This is a genomic window from Actinoplanes solisilvae (genome assembly GCF_003999975.1).
Lineage (GTDB): Bacteria > Actinomycetota > Actinomycetes > Mycobacteriales > Micromonosporaceae > Actinoplanes > Actinoplanes solisilvae.
This window is the reverse complement of the sequence record NZ_RJAC01000034.1, coordinates 41,170-61,639: the sequence shown is the minus strand read 5'-3', so window position 1 is coordinate 61,639 and position 20,470 is coordinate 41,170. Positions and strand designations below refer to the sequence as shown.

The 20,470-nt window shown below is 67.5% G+C and carries 23 protein-coding genes; 7 read left to right on the top strand and 16 right to left on the bottom strand.

Annotation, left to right across the window (positions count from 1 at the left end; genetic code table 11):
* The first annotated feature begins 21 nt into the window (after nt 1-21).
* Complete coding sequence (locus EER30_RS42490) at nt 22-1,404, top strand: glycoside hydrolase family 15 protein (protein WP_349290918.1); 1,383 nt, start codon at nt 22-24, stop codon at nt 1,402-1,404.
* 6 nt (nt 1,405-1,410) lie between these two features.
* Here EER30_RS42490 and EER30_RS42485 read toward each other — a convergent pair whose 3' ends face one another.
* The 4 genes from EER30_RS42485 to EER30_RS42470 form a co-directional block, all read right to left on the bottom strand.
* On the bottom strand, nt 1,411-1,791 hold the full coding sequence (locus EER30_RS42485) for a BON domain-containing protein (protein ID WP_127507818.1): 381 nt from the start codon (nt 1,789-1,791) through the stop codon (nt 1,411-1,413).
* Between the two features lie 133 nt (nt 1,792-1,924).
* Nucleotides 1,925-2,224 (bottom strand): Fe-S cluster assembly protein HesB, encoded by a 300-nt coding sequence (locus EER30_RS42480; protein ID WP_127507816.1) that lies wholly within the window; start codon nt 2,222-2,224, stop codon nt 1,925-1,927.
* A 91-nt stretch (nt 2,225-2,315) separates the two neighbouring features.
* Nucleotides 2,316-2,915, bottom strand: a complete 600-nt coding sequence (locus EER30_RS42475) for an anti-sigma factor antagonist (protein ID WP_127507814.1) — start codon at nt 2,913-2,915, stop codon at nt 2,316-2,318.
* A complete protein-coding gene (locus EER30_RS42470; protein ID WP_127507812.1) occupies nt 2,912-3,208 on the bottom strand; it encodes a GlsB/YeaQ/YmgE family stress response membrane protein in 297 nt (98 codons plus the stop codon). The genes EER30_RS42475 and EER30_RS42470 overlap by 4 nt, the downstream gene beginning before the upstream one ends.
* A 382-nt stretch (nt 3,209-3,590) precedes the next feature.
* On the opposite strand from EER30_RS42470, the gene EER30_RS42465 reads away from it, so the two are divergent.
* The 3 genes from EER30_RS42465 to EER30_RS42455 are packed head-to-tail and all read left to right on the top strand — an operon-like array spanning nt 3,591 to nt 5,781.
* Nucleotides 3,591-3,860: a BON domain-containing protein gene (locus tag EER30_RS42465; RefSeq protein WP_164842700.1), complete on the top strand. Its 270-nt coding sequence runs from the start codon at nt 3,591-3,593 to the stop codon at nt 3,858-3,860.
* On the top strand, nt 3,857-5,218 hold the full coding sequence (locus EER30_RS42460; protein WP_127507808.1) for a sensor histidine kinase: 1,362 nt from the start codon (nt 3,857-3,859) through the stop codon (nt 5,216-5,218). The genes EER30_RS42465 and EER30_RS42460 overlap by 4 nt, the downstream gene beginning before the upstream one ends.
* Complete coding sequence (locus EER30_RS42455; RefSeq protein WP_127507806.1) at nt 5,215-5,781, top strand: GerMN domain-containing protein; 567 nt, start codon at nt 5,215-5,217, stop codon at nt 5,779-5,781. Before EER30_RS42460 ends, EER30_RS42455 begins: the two co-directional genes overlap by 4 nt.
* A gap of 164 nt (nt 5,782-5,945) precedes the next feature.
* On the opposite strand, the gene EER30_RS42450 is transcribed toward EER30_RS42455, so the two are convergent.
* From EER30_RS42450 to EER30_RS42420, 7 genes are all read right to left on the bottom strand, one after another.
* The gene (locus EER30_RS42450) at nt 5,946-6,371 is read right to left on the bottom strand and encodes a hypothetical protein (RefSeq protein ID WP_164842699.1); all 426 of its coding nucleotides are present in this window, start codon (nt 6,369-6,371) and stop codon (nt 5,946-5,948) included.
* 279 nt (nt 6,372-6,650) lie between these two features.
* Entirely contained in the window at nt 6,651-7,037 is a 387-nt protein-coding gene (locus EER30_RS47710) for a response regulator (protein ID WP_164842698.1), read from the bottom strand.
* Between the two features lie 387 nt (nt 7,038-7,424).
* A complete protein-coding gene (locus EER30_RS42440; RefSeq protein ID WP_432417597.1) occupies nt 7,425-8,267 on the bottom strand; it encodes a transposase family protein in 843 nt (280 codons plus the stop codon).
* 641 nt (nt 8,268-8,908) lie between these two features.
* Entirely contained in the window at nt 8,909-9,577 is a 669-nt protein-coding gene (locus tag EER30_RS42435) for a potassium channel family protein (RefSeq protein WP_205650663.1), read from the bottom strand.
* Nucleotides 9,570-11,141, bottom strand: coding sequence for a TrkH family potassium uptake protein (locus EER30_RS42430; RefSeq protein ID WP_127507800.1), 1,572 nt, complete (start codon nt 11,139-11,141; stop codon nt 9,570-9,572). The genes EER30_RS42435 and EER30_RS42430 overlap by 8 nt, the downstream gene beginning before the upstream one ends.
* A gap of 236 nt (nt 11,142-11,377) precedes the next feature.
* The gene (locus tag EER30_RS42425; RefSeq protein ID WP_127507798.1) at nt 11,378-11,593 is read right to left on the bottom strand and encodes a hypothetical protein; all 216 of its coding nucleotides are present in this window, start codon (nt 11,591-11,593) and stop codon (nt 11,378-11,380) included.
* Between the two features lie 549 nt (nt 11,594-12,142).
* On the bottom strand, nt 12,143-12,403 hold the full coding sequence (locus tag EER30_RS42420; protein ID WP_127507796.1) for a recombinase zinc ribbon domain-containing protein: 261 nt from the start codon (nt 12,401-12,403) through the stop codon (nt 12,143-12,145).
* A 50-nt stretch (nt 12,404-12,453) separates the two neighbouring features.
* On the opposite strand from EER30_RS42420, the gene EER30_RS42415 reads away from it, so the two are divergent.
* From EER30_RS42415 to EER30_RS42405, 3 genes are all read left to right on the top strand, one after another.
* Nucleotides 12,454-12,972: a hypothetical protein gene (locus EER30_RS42415; protein WP_127507794.1), complete on the top strand. Its 519-nt coding sequence runs from the start codon at nt 12,454-12,456 to the stop codon at nt 12,970-12,972.
* 124 nt (nt 12,973-13,096) lie between these two features.
* Entirely contained in the window at nt 13,097-13,405 is a 309-nt protein-coding gene (locus EER30_RS42410) for a hypothetical protein (protein WP_127507791.1), read from the top strand.
* Between the two features lie 240 nt (nt 13,406-13,645).
* Nucleotides 13,646-14,122 carry a hypothetical protein gene (locus tag EER30_RS42405; protein WP_127507789.1) on the top strand — a complete coding sequence of 159 codons (477 nt, stop codon included), beginning with the start codon at nt 13,646-13,648 and terminating at the stop codon, nt 14,120-14,122.
* A gap of 337 nt (nt 14,123-14,459) precedes the next feature.
* On the opposite strand, the gene EER30_RS42400 is transcribed toward EER30_RS42405, so the two are convergent.
* The 5 genes from EER30_RS42400 to EER30_RS42375 all read right to left on the bottom strand — a co-directional run bounded on the left by EER30_RS42400 (nt 14,460) and on the right by EER30_RS42375 (nt 20,413).
* Nucleotides 14,460-15,008: a hypothetical protein gene (locus EER30_RS42400; protein WP_127507787.1), complete on the bottom strand. Its 549-nt coding sequence runs from the start codon at nt 15,006-15,008 to the stop codon at nt 14,460-14,462.
* Nucleotides 15,005-15,919, bottom strand: a complete 915-nt coding sequence (locus EER30_RS42395; RefSeq protein ID WP_127507785.1) for a nucleotidyltransferase domain-containing protein — start codon at nt 15,917-15,919, stop codon at nt 15,005-15,007. Before EER30_RS42395 ends, EER30_RS42400 begins: the two co-directional genes overlap by 4 nt.
* Nucleotides 15,919-18,123 (bottom strand): ThiF family adenylyltransferase, encoded by a 2,205-nt coding sequence (locus EER30_RS42390; protein WP_127507783.1) that lies wholly within the window; start codon nt 18,121-18,123, stop codon nt 15,919-15,921. The genes EER30_RS42395 and EER30_RS42390 overlap by 1 nt, the downstream gene beginning before the upstream one ends.
* The gene (locus EER30_RS42385; RefSeq protein WP_127507781.1) at nt 18,120-19,322 is read right to left on the bottom strand and encodes a hypothetical protein; all 1,203 of its coding nucleotides are present in this window, start codon (nt 19,320-19,322) and stop codon (nt 18,120-18,122) included. The genes EER30_RS42390 and EER30_RS42385 overlap by 4 nt, the downstream gene beginning before the upstream one ends.
* A 410-nt stretch (nt 19,323-19,732) precedes the next feature.
* On the bottom strand, nt 19,733-20,413 hold the full coding sequence (locus EER30_RS42375) for a ferritin-like domain-containing protein (RefSeq protein WP_127507779.1): 681 nt from the start codon (nt 20,411-20,413) through the stop codon (nt 19,733-19,735).
* Between the last annotated feature and the right edge of the window lie 57 nt (nt 20,414-20,470).

Here is a 20,470-nt window from a genome sequence, read left to right as displayed (position 1 = left end):
ACGCGGTGTGGCTGCGCACGGATGTTCCGCTGCATGTCGGTGACCGGGCCGCGACCGCCGATTTCACCGTCCGGGCAGGGGAGCGGTTGCCGTTCGTCCTCACCTACCAGTTGTCCCATCTGCCGCGTCCCGAGCCGGTCGACGCATTCCAGGCGCTGGACGCGGTTCACCATTACTGGCAGCGATGGATCGGACGGTGCGACTACGACGGCCGCTGGCCGGACGCCGTCCGCCGTCCGCCGTTCGCTGATCCTGCTCAAGGCCCTCACGTACGCGCTGACCGGTGGCATCACGGCCGCCGTCACCACCTCGTCGCCGGAACAGCTCGGCGGCATCCGGAACTGGGACTACCGGTACTGCTGGCTGCGCGACGCCACCTTCACCTTGCAGGCGCTGCTCGGCACCGGATATGTCGCTGAAGCCAGGGCATGGCGGGAGTGGCTGCTGCGAGCGGTCGCCGGCGATCCCGCCGATCTGCAGATCATGTACGGGCTCGACGGTACTCGCCGTCTGCCCGAATACAGCCTCGACTGGCTGGGCGGCTATGCGGGCTCGCGCCCGGTCCGGGTGGGCAATGCCGCCTCCGGGCAGCTTCAGCTCGACGTCTGGGGTGAGGTCCTCGACGGCCTGCACCTTTCCCGCGAGGCCGGCATTGCCGCCACCGAGGCCGGCTGGGATCTGCAGCGGGCGCTGCTCGACTATCTCGAAGGCAATTGGCAGCAGCCGGACAACGGCCTGTGGGAGGTTCGCGGCGACCGGCGTCAGTTCGTGCACTCCAAGGTCCTGGCCTGGACTGCTTTCGATCGAGCCGTCACGGCCGTGGAGCACCACGGACTCGACGGTCCCGTCGACCGCTGGCGGAGCTTGCGTGCCGGCATCCACGCCGAGGTCTGCGCCAAGGGGTTCGACGAGCGGCGCAACACTTTCACCCAGTCGTACGGCTCAGCCGCCCTGGACGCCGCGCTGCTGCTGATTCCCCGGGTGGGCTTCCTTCCGGCAGCCGATCCGCGTGTGGCGGGCACCGTCGAAGCGGTGCGGCGGGAACTGTGCCAGGACGGCTTTCTGTTGCGCTACCGCTCTGAGCACGAGAACGTCGATGGTCTGGCCGGTTCGGAAGGGGCGTTCCTGACCTGCACGTTCTGGCTGGTGGACGCCCTGTACGCCATCGGGCACCGTGACGAGGCGGAGAAATTGTTCGAGCGGATGCTCGGGCTGCGCAACGACGTCGGCATGCTCTCCGAGGAATACGACCCGGTTGCCCGCCGGCATCTGGGCAATAGCCCGCAGGCGTTCAGCCTGGTCGGGCTCGTCAATTCAGCTCGTCTGCTCAGTGGCACGTCGACGGGGACAGCCGACGACGCGGCGGCACAGCACACCTGGAGATCGGCCAGATCGAGAACGTAGTACACGTCACTGGGACGGCTCACCGTCCGGCCCGGTATGCCGGACAGGTAAGCCTGTGCGGTCGAACTCCGGTGGGGTACTCGTCTGGCCGGGCGAAGTGAGCATGTCGCACACGTCGCGGACACCGGGGAGTGTCCAGACCCGCTGCCGCGCGGCCGCTCGGGCGCTGTCCGAATCCAACTCACCTCGCAGCGTCACGACACCGTTCTGCACTGCCACATCCACGTAACGTCCGCGCACCTGACGGTCGCCGGAAAGCGCCTGAACCACCAGCTCGGCGAGTCGTTCGTTCGCGTCGAGGCGAGCGATCCAGGCCGTGATGTCAAGGTCGGGACCGGCGGAACCGCCGGCCTCAGCAGCGTCACCGGGCCGCGGGAACGGGTACATCGGAAGCCGACTCCTCTCGAGGCGGGCGACGGCGTGTCGTCATGCGTACCCGTCCGCCGCGCCACCATCTGCCCTCGTTTCGGCCCGCCAGCTGGTCACCGGGGTCGCAGAAACTGTTCCGCAGGGCCGAACCTCAGGTCTGCGGTGCGTCGAGCAGGAACCGCACCTGCCCGCTGTCGTCCGTCCGCGCGTCGAGGGTCTTGCCCTCCAACAGGCCGGCGGCCTCCTCGGCGACGTAGACCTGAATGTGATCGTCAGCCTCGTGCACCTGATCGCCTGGATGCGGTTGTGCCGCCAGCGACAACCGGAGTGTGTGTGTGCGCGCGTCGTCGCCGCCCGAGATGCGCAGGCCGGCGCCGGGAGGGGCGTCCGGCAGCGTGGACAGGCGGCGGATCGCCAGAACGGCGTCGTCCGAAACGGTGAACACAGTCATGGTTCTCCCCCACATGCGAAATCGTCGTGATAAGGCGCAACTCTTGTGCCGGGATGTGGCGAGCCCCGCACTGCCGTATGACAGTCCCGTGTCACCAGTCGCGGACCGGGCGCGTTGCGCCCGGATCGCCGCTGGCTTCCTCGGAGGGCTCCGGCCAGTCGGGGTAGATGGGAAAGACGCTGTCCAGGCGCATCGTGTGCAAAACGGTGCGCACGAACCGTGACGGCTCGACCAGGCCGAACGTGGCGTCGTGCTGCCGAGCTTCCTGACGCGCCCGCACCAGCAGTCCTAGGGCGGTGGAGTCGATGAAGCCGACGCTGCGAAGGTCGACCACCACGTTCGGGCACGTCGCCGCCGCGTGCATCAGCTCGTCGCGCAGACACTCGGTGAGCTCGGCGTCGAGGTCGGTCAGCGGCTTCAGAACGGCCGTGCCGCCGTCTGTCCGCATCAGGTAGGACGGGCCGTGCGTGCGTGGTCGCGACGTCGATTCGGGCTTGACCGGAAGGTCGCCGGCGGGGCACGACGGGCAGTGGTGCGGGCCGGTGGGAAACGCCGAACCGGTCCAGCCGTGTCCGGAGACCAATGGCCAGACCAGCTCCGCGGCGGGAAGCGCCGCGGTGGCTGCCTCCTCGACGCCGCAGCGGTCGCAGATGAGCAGGGCGGTTCGGTCACCCGCAGGCACGACCGTCACCGTGACCTGCGCACGTTGCCGCGGCCGTTGTTGTACGGCCGGTCCGCGGTGGCGGCCACCAGCGCCACACCGGACGCGGCGAAGATCACCTGCAGGACCACCTCGACGAGGCTTACGCCCGGGTTGTATACACCCGCCAGCCGCGCGACAACGGTGGCCAGGACCGCGGCGCCGATGCCGACGGCCAAGGTCACCCAGACAGGCACAACGCGGCCGGCGGGCACGATCCAGCGGCCGCCGAGCCCGAGGACCGTGCCGACGGCCAGAGCGGTGACCAGACTGCTGAGTGTCATGAGTGGTGTTCCTCGCTTCTCGTGGTCTCGTACCGCGGGGAATGAATGCCAGCATGCTGGGGGCAATCGGCGGAAAGCTGCCGACCACGTGACAGTCGGATGACAAAGCGGCTCGCCCACGCATGTCGCCGAAACTCTTTTCGGACCGTCACAGAACCGTCATGAAGCGGCGGGACAGCCGCTATACACCTCGGCGAAGCTGAGCGGGTAAGCAGAACTGAAGGTGCGAGACCCGCAGGGCCTGACGTCCGGGAACCGGATCCCCAGCGCCGTCCGCCGGTACCGGGTCTCGCCGTATACCGCTGGAAGCGATGGTCCGATGATGCCCTACGGGTCTGAGCCCGGCGACCGGTACGACGACGATCGCGAATACGCACCCCTCATGCCCGCCGCCGAGGCGCTTGAGGCGGATCTCCGAATCGCGGACCGCGCGGCCGTCGCTCTGGGCTGCAACGCGCGAGTGCGTGGCCGCCGGCTCGAGGTGCTGGTGCAGAACCAGGTGCTCATCCTGCTCGGCGAGGTGGAGTCGGACCGGGTGCGCATGGCTGCCGGTGCCGTGGCGTGGACGGTGCCCGAGGTGTTCGATGTGTGCAATCAGCTGACCGTGCCACCGGAACCGGCGGCACCGGAGACGCAAACCGCACAGCCGTGAAAAGGACCGGCCTTCGGACCCGGGTCAGTGCCGCGTTCGCAGTCGGCGCGTTCGCCTTGTCCGCTTGCGTCACCGTGGTGTCGTACGAGTTGACTCGCAGCACGCTGCTGCGGGAACGGGAACGCACCGCGGTACGCGCCTCGTACTTCGACGCGGCGGCGGTCGAGAACGGCCTCACCGGCCCTGCTCCCAACGTCGCCGAGGTGCTGAGTTCCCTGGACATCGGCGCCGACCGCTACGTATTGGTGCAGCGTGCAGGGCGCTGGTATTCGCGTAGCGCGGACACCGACGCGCGGAGCGCCGTGCCATCGCGGCTGCAGGAGATAGCCGCGGGCGGGCAAGCCGTGACCCAACGCATCCGTCGCGACGGCGTTCCCGCACTGGTGGTCGCCGTGCCACTGCCCGGCGGTACCGTCTTCTACGAAATCGTCTCGCTGCGCGAGCTGGACCGCACGCTGCAGCTCCTCGCACTGGTGCTGGCCTCAGTGGCCACCATGATGGCCGCGGGTGGGGCAGCCATCGGTTGGTACGTCACCCGGCACGCCCTGCGCCCGGTCGGTATCGTCGCCGGCGCCGCCCGAGACATCGCCGACGGTGACCTCGACACCCGCCTTGACCCTGCCACGGAACCGGACCTGGCCGAGCTGGCCGCGTCGTTCAATCACATGGCGGACGAGCTGGCCCGCCGGCTGCAGCGCGATCGCCGCTTCGCCGCCGACGTCAGTCACGAACTGCGCTCCCCGCTGCAGACCCTGCAAGCCGCCGTCAGCGTGATCGACCGCCGCCGCGACGGCCTCGACGCTCGATCCGGTACCGCCGTCGACCTCATCGTCGAGGAGGTCAACCGCTTCCAGGCGCTCGTCGGCGACCTCCTGGAGCTGGCCCGCAGCGATCAACCGGCGCAGCGGCAAGCCACCGACGTCGAGGAACTGGTGACCAGGATGGCGCGGATGCACCGCCTCTCCGAGGACACTGTCGAGATTCTCCTCGACGACCGGTCGCGGGTCTGGCAGATCGATGCACGCCGAGTGGAGCAGGCACTGCGCAATCTGATGGAGAACGCTGTCCGCTATGGCGGGGGGCCGGTCGCCCTTCGTGCGGGACTCTCCGACGAAGGCAGCGGGTTCCTCGAAGTTGACGACGCCGGCCCCGGCGTACCAGAGCAGTGCCGTGTCTCGATATTCGATCGTTTCGTGCGCGGGCCGGCCGCGAACGCGCGGGGCACTGGTGACGGCACCGGGCTGGGCCTGGCGATCGTCGCCGAGCATGCCGCCTCGCACAGAGGATCAGCGACGGTGAGCGACCGTCCGGGCGGTGGCTCCCGGTTCCGTATCGACCTGCCGGGGAGTGTGCCATGAGAGGCGTCGTATTTCCCGCAGCCATTGTGCTGACGCTGCTGCTCGCCGCGTGCGGGGTGCCCAGCCAGGACAATCCGCATGTCGTGGAACTGCCCAGGCGCCCGCTGACTTCTCCGGACGGTTCCGCTGTAGCTACCGACCCCGATGGTGAGGTGGCGCACGTGCTCTGCTTGGTGCGAGGGGATCGACTGGCCCAGACGGTCCGGCGGGCTCGGACCTACCCGAGCGTGCAACAGCAACTCGACGATCTCGTGGCCGGGCCGACCCCCGCCGAGAGCAGCGCCGGCCTGTCCACGGCGCTGGCCGGGCTGACGGTCGCCGCCGGCGCGGCTCAGAATGGGCAGGTCACTGTCGAAACGGCCGAACAGGACGAGGGCAGCGCCCGCAACAACGAGATCCTGGCGTACGGGCAGATGGTCTGCACTCTCACCGGGCGCGCCGACGTGGCCACAGTCTCCTTCACCCGCGACGGCCAGCGTTTGGAAGTGCCCCGGGCCGACGGCACCCTCAGCGACGAGCTGTTGCACGCTGGTGACTACGCCGGTCTGCTCGGGCCAGCCTGACCTTTGGAACGTCAGCGAGCTGACACGTTAAGGACGAGAATGCTCGGAGAGTTCGCGACGGTGTACGCACCCTGGCCGCGGATCTGAGCGTGGCGGCAAACACGCTCGCCTGGGCCTACCGGATGACCTCAGGCAAGCTCGACATCGACCGGGCACAAGAGATGTCAGGCGCGAACGCGCAGCGCCTCAACGCTCAGCGAGCGGCCGACGGTGCCGACCTGGATCTGTCCGGCGCGCCGGGAGCACTGCCACTTCTGCCAGCCGACGGTGGACACGTGCGCCTGGGCGCAGACCGGCGTGCGGGTGCTCAGCCGCAGCGCCTCGAGGCGCAGCGAGCGGCCCTGGGTGCCGACGGCCAGGGTGCCCTTGGTGCCGGTGCACTTGCTGTGCTGCCAGCCCTGGTTCTGCACGTGCGCCTGGGCGCACACGCCGCCGACGCGGCGGCTGGAGACGGCCAGGGCCTCGAGGCGCAGCGAACGCCCCACGGTGCCGGCGACGACGTCCCGGCGGTTGGTGGAGCACCGCCAGACCTGCCAGCCGATGTTCTGCACGTGGGCGTTGACGCAGATCGCGTCGCGGTCACGACGCATGACCATCTTGGCCGCGGGGCTCAGCGGGGGAGCCTGGACGACCGCAGGCGGAACAGCGGGGGCTGCCGAGTCGGAACCGGGGCAACCGGCACGGAAATCGCGGAGACGACCAGGCCAGCCATCGCCGCAGTACGGAGGAATCTCGGAAACCTTGCCATGCGGATAAGTGTCGTCGACCAGCAGATCATGACGCGTCCGTCGGTGTTCGGGCCGTATGTTACTCGTGCGGATGATCGCGTCCCACAACGCCGAAGCTCCGAGAAGCCGGCGGTGGCGCGCTCAGGTTGAGCCGGAGCCGGCGGTTGAATCCATCACCGCGCCGGCGACCGCGCTTCTGAGGCGATCATCAGCAAATGGCTTTTTGACGACATCATGGACGTGTGGCAGTCGTTTGATCGCTGCAAGATCGAATGTGCCCGTCACCATGACGAGGGGAACCCTGCAAAGCGTCCTGTTTTCGGCGATGAGACGGGCGGCCTCGAACCCGTTCATTCCGGGAGTCATGTCGCCGTCGAGCAGGATCAGATCTGGCCTGACAATATGTGCCAGAGCGATGGCGGCTTCACCGTCCGGAACCAGGTAAACGGAGTGTCCGTCGCGCCGCAGGACATGCTCGATGATTTCGCGGATATCGGGGTCATCCTCTGCGGCCACGATCAGGGCCACCGGAGACCCTCCGATATCGCGCCCGTCTTGCGCTCGCCCGCAACGAAGAGGGGGCGGCGTCGTTCTGATTCGACCGACTGTCCGCCGGAGAACGGTTCGGCCGCACGGCCGGCGACCATCGACGGAGACCCGCAACAGGTGTGAGCCTCGAGAAATCCGGTCGGTGCGATCGGCATGGGCGCTCGGTGGGCGCGACGATCGGACGCCAGCGATACGGGGAAGCGGCCGTGCACGGTGGGCTCCTGAAGGTGGGCGCGATAGTATCGTCGCCGACCAGTCTTCCCGGCACACCTTCGGGCAGCATATCGTGCACTTCGATCGGGTGTGGCACATCCGGCTTATCTGCTCACCGTTCACCGCCTGTTCGGCCGACGCGGTGACCTGATCTCAACAAGATCCGGATAGGTATTTGTATTCGTAGTGCGTCAGGTGTAGCGCGGCGGCGACGATGTCGCCGATCCGGCGTGGGCTGACGGTGGTGTGCCGCAGCGTTTTCCAGCGGCCGATCAGGATCGCGAAGCCGCGTTCGCCTTGCCATCGCAGACCGCGTAGCAGCCTGTTGTAGGCCCGGTTGTCGACGGCGAGGGGTTTGCCGTCGGCGGGTTGCTTGATCGGGCTCTTGATGCCGTGGCCTGCGCTTTCGTAGCCAGAGTCGGCCAGGGCGGGCAGGTTGAGCTCGGCTGCGGACCAGTTGAGCGCCGCGGTGACGCCGAGTTCGCGGGCGCAGCTGGTGTCGTGCAGGTGCCCGGGCATCGCCGCCGAGGTCCAGATCGGCAGGCCGTCCGGGCGCATGACCGCTTGAATGTTCGCGCCGAAATTACGGTGTTTTCCCGAGTACCAGGCGTCGATGGTCTCGCCCTTGACGCTCACGGTGGTCTCGGTCAGCCGGTCGCAGTCGAACAGTTTGCCGTCGAGGATCACGTGGGACCAGCCGTCGTCGGCGACCCGGCGTAGCGCGGTGTGCAGGTCGCTCGCCTGGGCGGCGAGTACGGCGATGCCTTCGTCGCGGTAGCGGTACGCGGTGGCCCGGGAGATCCCGAAACCGGCGCCCAGCAGGGTCAGGTCTTCGGCCTTGCGGAACCAGACGAGTACGAGCAGCGCCTGGTAGAAGCAGGTCAAGGCGCGGGTGTCACGCCGGGTTCCCCGGGCTCGGCGTTCGGCGGCGAGCAGCCGGCCGAGGTACTGCACGAGTTCCCTGGGGACGTCGATCATGGCACGATATGCGATCACGCGGAGTCCTCACCGTGTAGGTGATCTTGTGGTGAGAACTACCTACCGAGGACTCCGCGCCCTCTTCCAGCACCGCCCGATCTCACCGCTTCGCCCGTGTCGCACCAATCAACACATTCGCGTTGTTGAGATCAGCTCAGTGGTCACGCTCGGGCCGGTACTGTCAATCAAGCTTTGCGACGTGGTATGGCACTGACGGAAACGGTAAATCGTCGTTGCCGCACGACCGCAGGCTATCCGGCAGCGCATCCCGGTGCCGTTCGCGGTAAGTACCGGTTCGGCATATCCGTGATGCCAGTCGTGGCGGTCGCGTTGTCGCCCGCGCGCGAATTCGTGTACTGCGCCGATGGACACACGCAGTGGGCCGGTCGGCGAGAACGCCAAACTGTTTGCTGCTCAGCAGATCCAGCAGATGTTACCCCGGACCGACGCGTTTGCGTCGGCAAAGGGAGGCAACCAGCTGTAGGCCCGTACGGAGCGTCGTCCCGATGGCCGGCTCGGATAGACGTTGATGCCGCCAACCGCTTGTGTGAGGATGCCATGGACGGTGGCCAAGCCGAGTGGTGGCATTCGCCCGGCCCGATGAGTGCAGCGACGGTCTGACGTTTGACGACGGAGATCTCGTGCTGGATCAGCGTGGGTCAGTTGAGGTTGGCGAAGGCCTCGACCTGACGTGTCTTCCCCGCGACGACCAGGATGTCACCGGCATACACGGTGGTGTCGGCGGTGGCGTAAGTGAAGTCCTCGCCCGGACGTTTGATCGACACGACCGTGACACCGTACTTGCGTCGCAGAGCGGAGTCGGCGAGGGTCTTGTCGAAGGTCTCCTCGGGAGCGCGTGTCTTGACGATGGCGTAGTCGTCCTCGAACCGGATGTAGTTGAGGATGTGGCCGGTGACCAGATGGGCGACGCGTTCACCCATCTCGTGCTCGGGGAGCACCACGTGGTTCGCGCCGACGCGTTGCAGGATGCGGGCGTGCTGGCGGTTGACCGCTTTGGCCCAGATGTTGTTCACGCCCATGTCGGCGAGCAGGCTGGTGGTGAGGATGCTGGCCTCAAGGTCGGTGCCGATGCCGACCACGGCGTGGGCGAAGTCGGGTATACCCAGCTGACGCAGTGCTTGCTCATCGGTGGTGTTGGCGACGGCGGCGTGGCTGAGTTGATCGGCGTAGCTCTGCACCACAGAGGCGGTGACGTCGATACCGATGACCTCCCACTCCTGGCGGATCAACTCCAGGGCCAGGGAGCTGCCGAACCGGCCGAGGCCCAGCACGGCGATGCGGTTGCTTGTCGTTGTTCTTCTAGCCAACGAGGGGACGCTCCTCAGGTCGTTCGTAGCGGCGGGTCCGCTCACGCAGGGCCAGAGCGGTGACCGCAGTGATCGGCCCGAGCCGACCGACGAACATCAGCACAATCAGAATCGCATGACCGGCCGTGCCGATGTGCGCGGTGATGCCGGTGGACAGCCCGACGGTGGCGAATGCGGAAGTGACCTCGAACAGCACCTGATCCAGACCGAACGGTGTCAGGGCGAGCAGAGCGAGGGTGGAGACGGCGACTGCGGTGATGCTGAGCAGGACGACAGTTAGAGCTTGGCGTTGCACGCCCGCCGGTAGCTTGCGGCCCAGGGCGTGCACGCTTGGTTCGCCTCGCAGTTCGGCGAGCACGACGAAGCCGAGCAGCGCGAACGTGGTCACCTTGATGCCGCCGGCGGTTCCGGCGCTGCCGCCGCCGACGAACATGAGCATGTCGGTCATCGCCAGGGTGACGTCGTTCATGCCGGCGATGTCCAGGCTGTTGAAGCCGGCAGTGCGTGGCATGACGGCGGCGGTGAAACCGGCGAGTAGCTTTCCTGGCGTGCTCAGCGGGCCGAGGGTGGCGTCGTTCGACCATTCGGTGAGGGTGAAGACGACCCAACCGAGGGCCAGGAGCACGAGAGACGATCCCACGGTGATCTTGGTATGCAAGGACCAGTGGCGCGGGTGGCTCAGTTCGTGTCGCAGCTCGAGGAGTACCGGGAAACCAAGACCGCCGATGATGACGGCAGCGGCGATCGGCAGACAGATCAGCGGATCGGTGGCGAAGCGTACGAGTGAGTCGGCGTAGAGGCCGAAGCCGGCGTTGTTGAACGCCGATATAGCGTGGAAGATCCCTAGATAGGTGGACCTGGTGAGACCGATGTCGTAGCCGACCGCGAAGCGCCAGGTCAGGGCGACCGCGACGACTGCCTCCATCAGCAGGCTGATCCGGAGAACTCCGACAACGACACGGCGGACATGGCCCACCCCCAACGCTTTGGTCTCCGCCTGTGTGCCCAGCTGCAGCCGGATGCGTAGTCGCCGAGCGACCAGCAGGCCGAGCAGCGAGGCCAGCGTCATGATCCCCAACCCGCCTATCTGGATCAGGGCGAGGATGACGATCTGGCCGAACAGCGACCAGTACGTACCGGTGTCCTCGATGACCAGCCCGGTCACGCACACCGCCGAGGTCGAGGTAAACAATGCTGTCACAACAGGCGGCCCGTGACCGCTCTCGGTGGCCCAGGGCAGCGAGAGCAGCGCCGTGCCGAGAAGAACGGCACCGGCGAAGCCGACCACTACCAGACGGGCCGGATGCCGCACCACGTGACTGACAGGGAAGCCCAGGCCGGTCGACGCCCACCGCTGACGTGCCGTGAGCAAGAGCTGCCGCGCCCACCGGATGGCGTGGTGGAAGATGCGTCGGGTACGCGTGCGTGACGTCCGTCGAGGCTCGTGCAGCGATGCGTCGCTCAGCGGCGTCCAGGCCAGTAAGGCGACCCCCACCGCGACGGCGACCAGGACTGCCACGGTGAGCAGCACGCCGGTGAGTATCTGCCCCGCAATCGTCCCCATCGCATCATCATCCACTCCCGTCTGCCCCACCGATCATGCCTCCGGGCAGTGGCCCGCGGCTGACCAGGCTCATCAGCGGTCGAGATCGTTCGCGCCATGCTCGAACCCGTGGTGATGGCGTCTTTCAGCTCGGCTGCGGTGAAGGTGTGGCCTACCGCCCTTGCCCCGCCGTCGTTTGCGGCTGAACGCGCTGACCCGGTCCATGCCCTAACAGATCTTCCAAGCGGTGCGCTCGATCATCGGCTGTCCGGCGGCGCGGACTTCGTCGCCCAGGAATCGGTATCCGAACCTCGGGGTCGTCGCGGCGGGCGTCGAACGCGTCGGCCGGTGGGCTTGGACCATTCGGCGTCGGTGACCGGCCGGGCGAGCCACCGGTAATAGGGCTGTCGAGCGATGTTCAGCACCCGGCAGTTCACCGCGACGGGGATACCGTCGGCGGCGAGCTCGGTCACGAGCGGTAGAGCCTTTTCCCGGCAGGTTTGCCTGCGTCAGATAGGCCGTCGGCCCGACGCAGGACCTCGTTCTCCTGCTCGAGAAGCTGATCCGTTTACGAGCCTCGCGCAGCTCGGCCGATTCGCGGCCGATACCGCCCGGGTTGACGTCGTCGACAGTGTCGGCCCGGACACGTTAAACCCCACGGGTTACTCGCGTTTCGTGCGAGACCTGCTGGGGTTTCTTGCTTTCCGGCGTCACCGGAGGACGCGGGTCGTGGTCCGGCCGCGCCGCCGGGGTTGCAACGGGAGCGGCAGCTCTAATTGGCTGGACCGCGTTCGGCTTGACCTGCCGAGACGGCATCCCGGTCTTGTGAGTTCTTGTCCATGGGGTTTGGCAGCTCCGACGGGTTCTTGGATTGCGGGTTCGATCGCGAGGGTGCCGGTGCCGGTGCCGCAGACGATGACCAGGCCACGAACCTTCAGGTAGGCGGCGAGGTCTTCGACGTCACCGTAGTCGGCCAGCTCGCCGTCGATAGGGACTACCTGCTTGAGCAGGGTGCTTTGCGCCTAGTACACCCACTGGGGCGTTCCGGCCGCGGTCGGGTGGGCGGTGGTGTGCCCGTGCCGGCACCGGTAGGCGGGCTTGTGAAGCGTCCAGTGCGCGGTCAACCGGCGTCCGCACGTGGCGCAGATCAGCAGGCCGGTCAGCGCGTACCGGCGAGACGGCCCGTCGGCCGGTGTGCCGATCGCGGTGATCTGCTGCGCTGCCGTGAACTCGGCGTCGCTGACCAGCGGGGATGGGTCAGCTCGTGAGCAGCGCCGCGCCATCGATCGTTTGGCTGATGCTCGCCGCGGCCCGGAACTGCCAAGCTCACCCCATGCGGGACAACGACCGCGATCTGGCTGTCGGCGCCGCGGCGGTGGTCACCATCGTGCTCGGACTCGGGATCTTCCTGTGGTACACCGGCTTCGCCAAGCTGTTCCATCTTGAGAATGAGCAGGCGAATAAGGTGGCTGACCTGGGTACCGGGCTGCTCGCCGGGGTATTCATCGCCGGTTCGGTGCTCCTGCTCGAGACGTTATCGCGGCGGCGTGAGGGCGTCCGGCAGGAGTTTGAGCGCGTAGCCCGCAATCGCTCCCAGCTTGTCACCCAATTGAGCCTGCAGCCGGACCTCTCCGGTGTGATCCTTGCTGGCCGCGACCTGCGCGGCCTCGTGCTTGTCGGAGCGTCTGGCCGAGCTCGGTCTTCGGAACGAGACCTGGGCCCGGCACGGGCCCCGCGCGCTGGCGGTTCTGCCCAAGTGGCCAAATGTCGTCCGACGTCAGAAGGGCGACACTCTGGCCTACGCCTGGGTGGGGGACGACCTTCCCGAACTCCCGTCAGAGGCCGAGCCTGAACCGGAGCCGGCACCTACGCCCGCGCCTGTGTCGAAGCCCGCTCCTTCTCCCGCCAAGCCGACCGCGGCGGCTGCGATACCGGCCGGCCCGGCGGTGCCGTCCGCCGAGCGCCTTGGGCGCCAGATGAGCGCCGCGCGGAGCCTCGGCGAGGTCGCTCGCCTGCTCACGCTCCCGAGAGAGTTCGTGGCTGAGTTGTCACCTGAGGTGGTCGCCTCCGCGCTCCGCCGGGTCGCTGCTGAGGATCGGCTGGTCGCGGGCTGGCTAGACGCCCTGACCGCCTCCGGGCCGATCGGTGCGCTGACCGAGGAACTGGCGACGGCCCGGGCGGCGAACGCCGCACTGAAGAGCCGGGTCGATGAGCTGGAGGAGTGGTGGACGGCCCTTGAGCAGAGCACCGATCCGGGCGCCGCAGTCCGGCAGCCGGGTAGCTGAGGAGCTTCTGGTGCGCCAGCTCGGAAGTGCGCAGGTTGGGCGATCCGCACCGCCTTGTATCTTCCCTTGCTAGAACACGCCGATTCTCTACCCCGCTGGCGCTATACGGAAGGCCTGGACCTGCTCCCCTGAAGTCGAAGAGCATCGCCTGGTTGTTGGAGACCTGTGCGATGCCAGCGCCGCCAGGGCGCCCGTGGCACTTGCGGCCGCGACCTCGCCGTACCAGGAAAGGCTTTGATCATGGGTTGGAACACGTCGGTGCTTTTCCGTCAGGGCGTGACGGCAGACGATGCGGTGGACGACCTCGCGATCACCGAATTCAGCGGTGAACTCGTCGGAGCTGACCAGGCTATGACCGCCCTCAAGCCCGACGCCCTCTATGCCGCCGAGTCGGGGGGCTGGGTGCAGATCTGGAACCCGATGATGGATGTGGTCATGGGCTGGGAGCCGACCGATCTGGCCGACGCTCTGGTGGTCTTCTTCAGCTGCGTTTCGAGCACCTACGGCTTCACGCTGTTCACGAACGGCGAACGCACCCGTCACTACGTCTACGCCGATGGTGTGACCGTCGAGGACGAGGGGACGCCGTTGTCGGTCGAGGCCGAGATCGCCCTGCCGTCCTGGGGGCCGGATGAGGACTTCCTCTGGGCGCTTGTCACAGCCGTCACCGGTCTCCGGTACGACGAAAAGCTGCAATACCGCGTTTACCCAGTGTAACGCCCATCCATCCTGTGGCGCTTCCGCACTCGGCTCGTCCTGGGATCCGGGCCTGGTGGGCCGCGTGGGCGCGGCGATCGGTCGAGGCGCGCGACCAGGGCGTCGCTGACAACAGCCAAAAGGCTCGCGGCGGTTGTCGACCTCAGCGCCTACCATCGCACAAATCCTCCAGTGGCCCGTCCGGCCGCACGCTGGGATTACGGCGGCAGCACTGGCTCGATCAGCTTTCAGAGGTCGTCATCGACGATCCTAGCCTTGCTCATGACCGACGGATGCGATTGATCTTCGCATTGACCTGCTGATCAACATTGATCCGACGAATCGTGTTAGGAGCTTTTTAGGGGGACGGGTCGCTGTTGGCGGTGGGTAGGGCGGCCTGTGTGGCGCGGAAGCAGCCACGGCCGAGCGCGGACCGCATCGCGTGGACGCACGTGCCGCGGGCGGCGTCGATCTCGTCGCGGGGGTAGCGGACGGCGATGTTCATCTCGGCGTCCGTGGCCGGCGCGGGCTTCTGCCAGGCGTCCTTGATCTGGCCGCCGGCCTCGACCTTGGCCGCACGGACCAGCGCGGCGTAGATCGGGGCCACTGCCGCCGCCTCGACCTGGATCAACGCCTGATGGTAGGCCAGCCGAGACTGGATCCGGCTCAGTTCTTCGCCCAGCTCGTGCCGGGCATCGGGGGAGTCGCGTCGGCGGCGGATCCGGTACGGCATCTCAGCGAAGTCCTCGACCGCGGCCAGAGCCTCTGCGAACGCCGTCGCCCGGCGGTCGCGGCGTACCGCGAGCTGATTGAGGGTGTAAGCGAGCGACGCGGACACCACCGCGCTGAAGATGGCGAGTACCGCGACCAGGATCACTGCGGTCTGCGCGGCCGTCCAGCCGGTCATCCGACATCGGGCCGTACTCGCGGTAACGTGGCGAGGAACCGCCCGGCGTTTACCGTGTCCAGCTGGTCGGGGCCGTCGCCGAACAGGTCGTTCAGCTCGTTCTGACAGGGGAGGGCGGCGAAAGCCTCCGGGTCGGTCCGGCAGCAGTGAGCCAGCCAATCCAGAGCGCCACCGGCTGCGTCCGGCAGTGCCGCTCTATACACCTCGTCGGGGACGTTGTAAAGCAGGCATTCGATCAGGTACGACGGGGCGGTGATCCCGTCCAGCAGACCCTGCTCTTTCGCCAGGCCGCGAAGGTGTTTCGCCACCCGGACGACCTGTTTGAACCGGCGGCCCGTACGGAAATCCTTGTCGTTGCCGTTCACCCGGTGCTGCTTCGGGAAATTGGTGATCGACCGACCGTCCCCGTCCCGGAAGAACACACCCTGGTGGTAGACCTCAGTGACCGGGGTCGGAAAATCGGAGTAGCGCCGGAACTCGAGCGCCGGAAGGATATCGGCCGGCACCCGCAAGAGCGAATCCCAGTCCCGGATGCCGACGCACTTGTAGCCCGGATCCACGAAGTGCGACTCCCGCAGCGCCGACAGCACGTCCTGCCGAAAATCCTCCCAGCCGTAGAAGTCCTCCTCGTAGCGGCGCTCGAAGTTGTTCCGGCCTGCGGCGTCGAGAGCTTCGACGTCCTCCTCGAACGGCAGCTGCAGCATCACCACCAGATCGACGTCGCTGGTCTGGCCGATGTTGGTACCGTTCGCGTACGAACCCTGCAGGAAGATTTCGTACGGTCGTTCGCGGAGCCGGCGGGCGTAGGTCAGGGCGTCCCGCAGCACCTCCTCGGTCCAGGAGAGCATGAATTCTCCGGGCGGCTCGGCCCATTCGGCGAGCCGGTCCGGGTCTCCCTGGAGGGCGATCATCAGCTGGCCAGAAACAGTTCAGCGAACCGGCTCGGCAGCCCGTCCGGGCCGTCGCCGCCGAAGATCATCAATAGCACCGGAGTGCCGGTGGAACGAGCCAGGTCGGTCATCGACTCGATGTCGATACGGCTGGGCTGCGGCGAAGACCGCGGATGCGAATGCCACTCGCCAATGAAGCCGACCAGATTGCGGGTCCGGAACCGGCGCTCAGCCACTGAGGCCCGCGCCTCGGCCGGATCCAGCCGCAGGCCCTCCACACGCGCCGTGCTTCCCGCCGGGAGCCCTTGCGCCTCGGTCACCCAGACCACGCGGCTCGCGATGTCGATCTGACCTAACAGCAGGCCGCCCGTCTCCACCCGCAGACCACGCTCGTCAGCAGTGCGCAGCATCTCGCGGCGGACGTCGGCGTAGGCGCGTTGATCCAGGCGGATCTGGAATTCGCGCTTCATGTCTTGCATGATCAGTGGCTCCGGCCAGTGCCGTCGGGTGGTGGCCGGTGCCCGGCCCGGCGAGCGGAGCACCGTCGCCCAGCGTTTCGGGGAAGCCGGATGCCGCTCCCCGCCCAGCAGCCGCAGCGCGTCGTTAAGCAGCCCCGCGCCGAACAGGGCCAGATCGGCGGCGGATCCCACGTACGTTGGATCGGAGCAGCCGGGCTCCGGCACGAACAGATCCGTACGAGGCAGGTCCGGATGGAAGTCGTCGAGCACATCGGCCAGTTCGCCATCCTCTGCAGCGGCGATTGACAAGCGGCGCAGGATGTCGTCACCCGCGCCGCTGGCTCCGGGCAGCGCCAGTGTCGATGCGCCGAGCGAGCAGTCGTGACCCACCATGACCGACAGCAGCGGCGGCTGCGGGCCGTCAGTCGTCCACCGGGCCCGCTCTAGCGCCGTAGCAACCGATCGGCTTGCCGTGGCGTCGACGATCAGATCCACCACCGGCAGGCCCTCAGCGCCAAGAATGAGGTCGATGGCGTCCTGCTGGAGCGGGGTGATCGCGGTGTCCGAATTGATCTCGGCCAGGCGGGCGGCGAGGACGTTAGCCTTGGCGTTCCCGATGTCCCGGTCCCAGTACGGCTGGCGCACCAGGATTCCCGGGGTGACGACCTTCGAATCGACGAGATGGAGGGCGGAGACGCCGGCCCGTACACAATGCTCAGCGATCGGCGCCCCGAGACCGCCGCAACCCAGCACCAGTACCCGCTTGCCTCGCAGCCAGGCCGCCGGCCGATTCCGATCACGCCGCCGGGTGAATTGCGGTCGCTGGTCGTAAATCTTGACCCAGGCGATCGAATCGGCGGGCCTCAATCGCCTCGGCGGGAGGCTCCAGGCCGCGAGGTATGCGGTTCGCGAACTCGGCGACAGGTGCCGGGGCGCCGGCGTGATGACGAGGGTCATCGGCAACGCACTAGCCGATGTCCATTGGGCGGCTTTCTCGAGGAGCCCGTTCACCCGTTCGGCTGTGACTCCCTGCCTCGCTAGCAGGTCTAGCAGTTCCTCAGCCGACTCCGGGTAGGTAGCGGCCACCCGGTTCGGCAGGGCCAGCACGACGGCCAGAAACGAACGATCACGCGCCGGCTCCTCCTCACTCTCCTCGCTTGGGAACGGGTCGTTCTCGGGCAGCCATCGGCGTACCTCGTACGTGTTGAAGCGGACCGCCTCGACGACGGCGAAACCGGTCCAGAGACCCTGGTCGAGCGCCAGCGGCTCGGGAACGTCGCTTCGGACGATGAGCCGCGCGGACAGGCTGGAATTTCTGGTCAAGGGCGGTTCCAGAACGATTTCCGCGTCTGGGAGAGTGCCGTCGGCGACCTGACGGAACCAGTCCAGCATCCGTTCAGCGAAGCCGCGCATCCCGCGGCTAGGGTCCCAGTCGCCGTCCGTCAGGTACAGGCAGATCAGCTCTCCCCAGCAGACGTGCGGCAGGGTGGCGAATCTGCGATGGTCGACGGTCAGCATCGGTTTCTGGAACGGGTAGTCGCTGGGTACCAGAACGGTTACCTGCTCGGCGTCGAGCAAGGGGACCATCGGGCGCCAGGTATCCCGAAAACGGCAATCCAGCAGTAGGTCGATCCGCAGCCAGTCACGTGGATGGAATGGGAGTCTCACCTCCAATATCTGGATCCCGGCCGGTTCGTCAACGACGGCCGTGGCCTGTGCAAGTTCGCGGAGTTGTCGCAGCGCTTCGTCGTGGCCGTCAGTGATCATGGCCGGCCGAAGGTCGACGGTGCACGTGGTGTTTCGCCGATGGCGGCCACCTGGCTGATTGTCCGCTCGAGTCCGATCTCCCCCCTCTGAGCCGTCCGAGCGGGAGCCGGCGGCGGCACCGCAGGGATGGGTGCCGCGGCGTCGGTCGGCGGCCTTTCCACAAGGGCTGGCTCCGCGGCGGAGACCCGTTGAGCCTGTCGTGCTCTGGCCTGGACCGGGTCCAGATCGAGGAGGCTGGACAGGGTCAGCAGATCACTGGTGCCGGTCAAGGCCAGCAGCACCGGCTCGGGCGCGAGGCGTTGCAACGCCGCGACAGTCGGCACGGGCTCCGGAACACCCAGACGTTGCCGGGCCACGGAGCAGACCGACACGTTCCTGGTACCGGCGCAGTAGAGACTCTCCACCGCGCGGAACAGCTCGACAACGTCGGCGACTGAACCAATGATCGACCGCTCCGAGATCAGTACACGGGCCGCTGTTCCCCTCAGTACGGTCGAGACTGCGCTCGGCAGCCCGGTTAGGCGAACCACCAGGCGACTGGCACCCCGCGCCTCGGCGACCAGTGAGCTCCAGAAGACGTCTAGCAGATCAGCGAACATCTCCAGGATCCGGCAGTAGTAAGGGCGCCAGGTTTCCGACACCCACTGCCAGGCCGTCCCTGCGGCGTCCGCTAGTACCGGTGCCAGCCGCTCGTTCCACTCGCTGTCGACCTCCGGGCGCCGACCCGGCGACTCGGCCGACGGCGGTCCGAACCCCTTGATAGGCCGGACGCCCTGGTAGTCGGCGTTCTCCAGCGAGAGCTGCCACTGCGCTCGGTCCTCGCCGTCATCCACCCACCACAACCGCACGGTCTGCCAGATTTTGTCGTCGGCTGGTTCGCGTTTGGACCCGTCGGCAACCGCAGCATTGCAGCGATGACACCCATTTCCCTGAACGTCGAAGGTGACGAAGTCGGTATGCCCGGTGCCGATCGAGACCGTCGTGCCGCAGTCGTCGCACCCGATGACCGTCCCGCCCGCCAACTCGTCGCGGTGACGATCGCCCATCACTTCGTCGCGGGGATGATCACCCGCCGGCGGAGTAGGCGGACCAGCGGATGGCGTCCCGTCCGACGCCGGGCCATCTGGCCGAGGCCCGTCGCCGCCTTCACCGGCCGACCGTCGACCAATGCGCTCGGCTTCGTCGACGCCAACCTGCATACCACCACTGAAGTCCTGGTTCCATTGCCAAGACCACGCGCCACCCGAACCCTGGTCGCCGCCTCTGGCGGTCCGACGGGGCGCGATTACCCTATGTGATCGATAGGTGACCGCCATGGCAACGATTATGCATTGACCGATGCCGTCCAGTCAGCTCCGAATGTCCAATGTTTGGGAGGCACGCTCGATCAACGAGACAGGCGCCCTTGGCGGTGCTGCTCGCGTTCGCCGGCGTCAAGCTGGTCCTGAGCGAGACCCGTGACCCTGGCCGTGATCATTCTGACGATCGCCGTGTCGATCATTTGGAGCCTGCGAAGCAGCCGCGGCCTCCCCGCCGAGACCGGCGACCCGGCCGGCAGATGAGACCCCGGCCCGTGGCCGGGCAGCGAGCCGCCCGGCCACGGGTGCGGTCACCGGGTCGCCCAGCGGGTGAAAGTGGCCAGGTGTCGCTGCGAGGCGGCGAGCAGGTTGGCGTAGACCTGCTTGACATCGGGCGCGGTCAGCCCGGCGTCGGCAGCCTTCAGGGCGGCGATGTCGTCACGTTCCACCTGCTGCCCGGCGGCCAGGGCGGCGGACCGGCTGTTCTCGCCCTGCTCCAGCAGCTTGTCGTAGGTGGACTGCACGGCTTGGTCGGTGAACGTGCCGGCCGGTTGCCCGGCGGTGGAGTCGTGCACGCCGTAGCGCTGCAGCAGCGTCTGGACGACGCGCAGGTGCTGGGTCTCGGCGGCCGCGATGTGGTCGAAGACGACCGCGTCGTAGCGGGCGGCGAACGCCGCGTACAGGTCATGCGCGAGCTTCTCCTCCTGGGCCATGGACGCCAGCGTGGTCTTCTGCGCGGGGGTCAGCGTGCCCTGCTGCGCGGTGACCGGCAGGCGGTTGCAGACGCCATCCCCGATGCCCGTGCCGTATCCGGAGCCCATGCCGTAACCCGGGCCCATGCCGTGGCCGGCTGGATCGGTGGTCGACGTGCTGGACGGGCCGGGCCCGAACGGGCCGTTGCCGGCCAGCGCCGGAGCTGTGACAGCCAGTCCGCCCAGGCCGAGCGCACCGGCCGCCATCAGGGTGGCCGCACGGCGAGTGATGGTCTTCATGACTCCTCCCTTCCTTCTGACACCTTCACGGTGGCTCGCCGGCATGGCGGCGGGGTG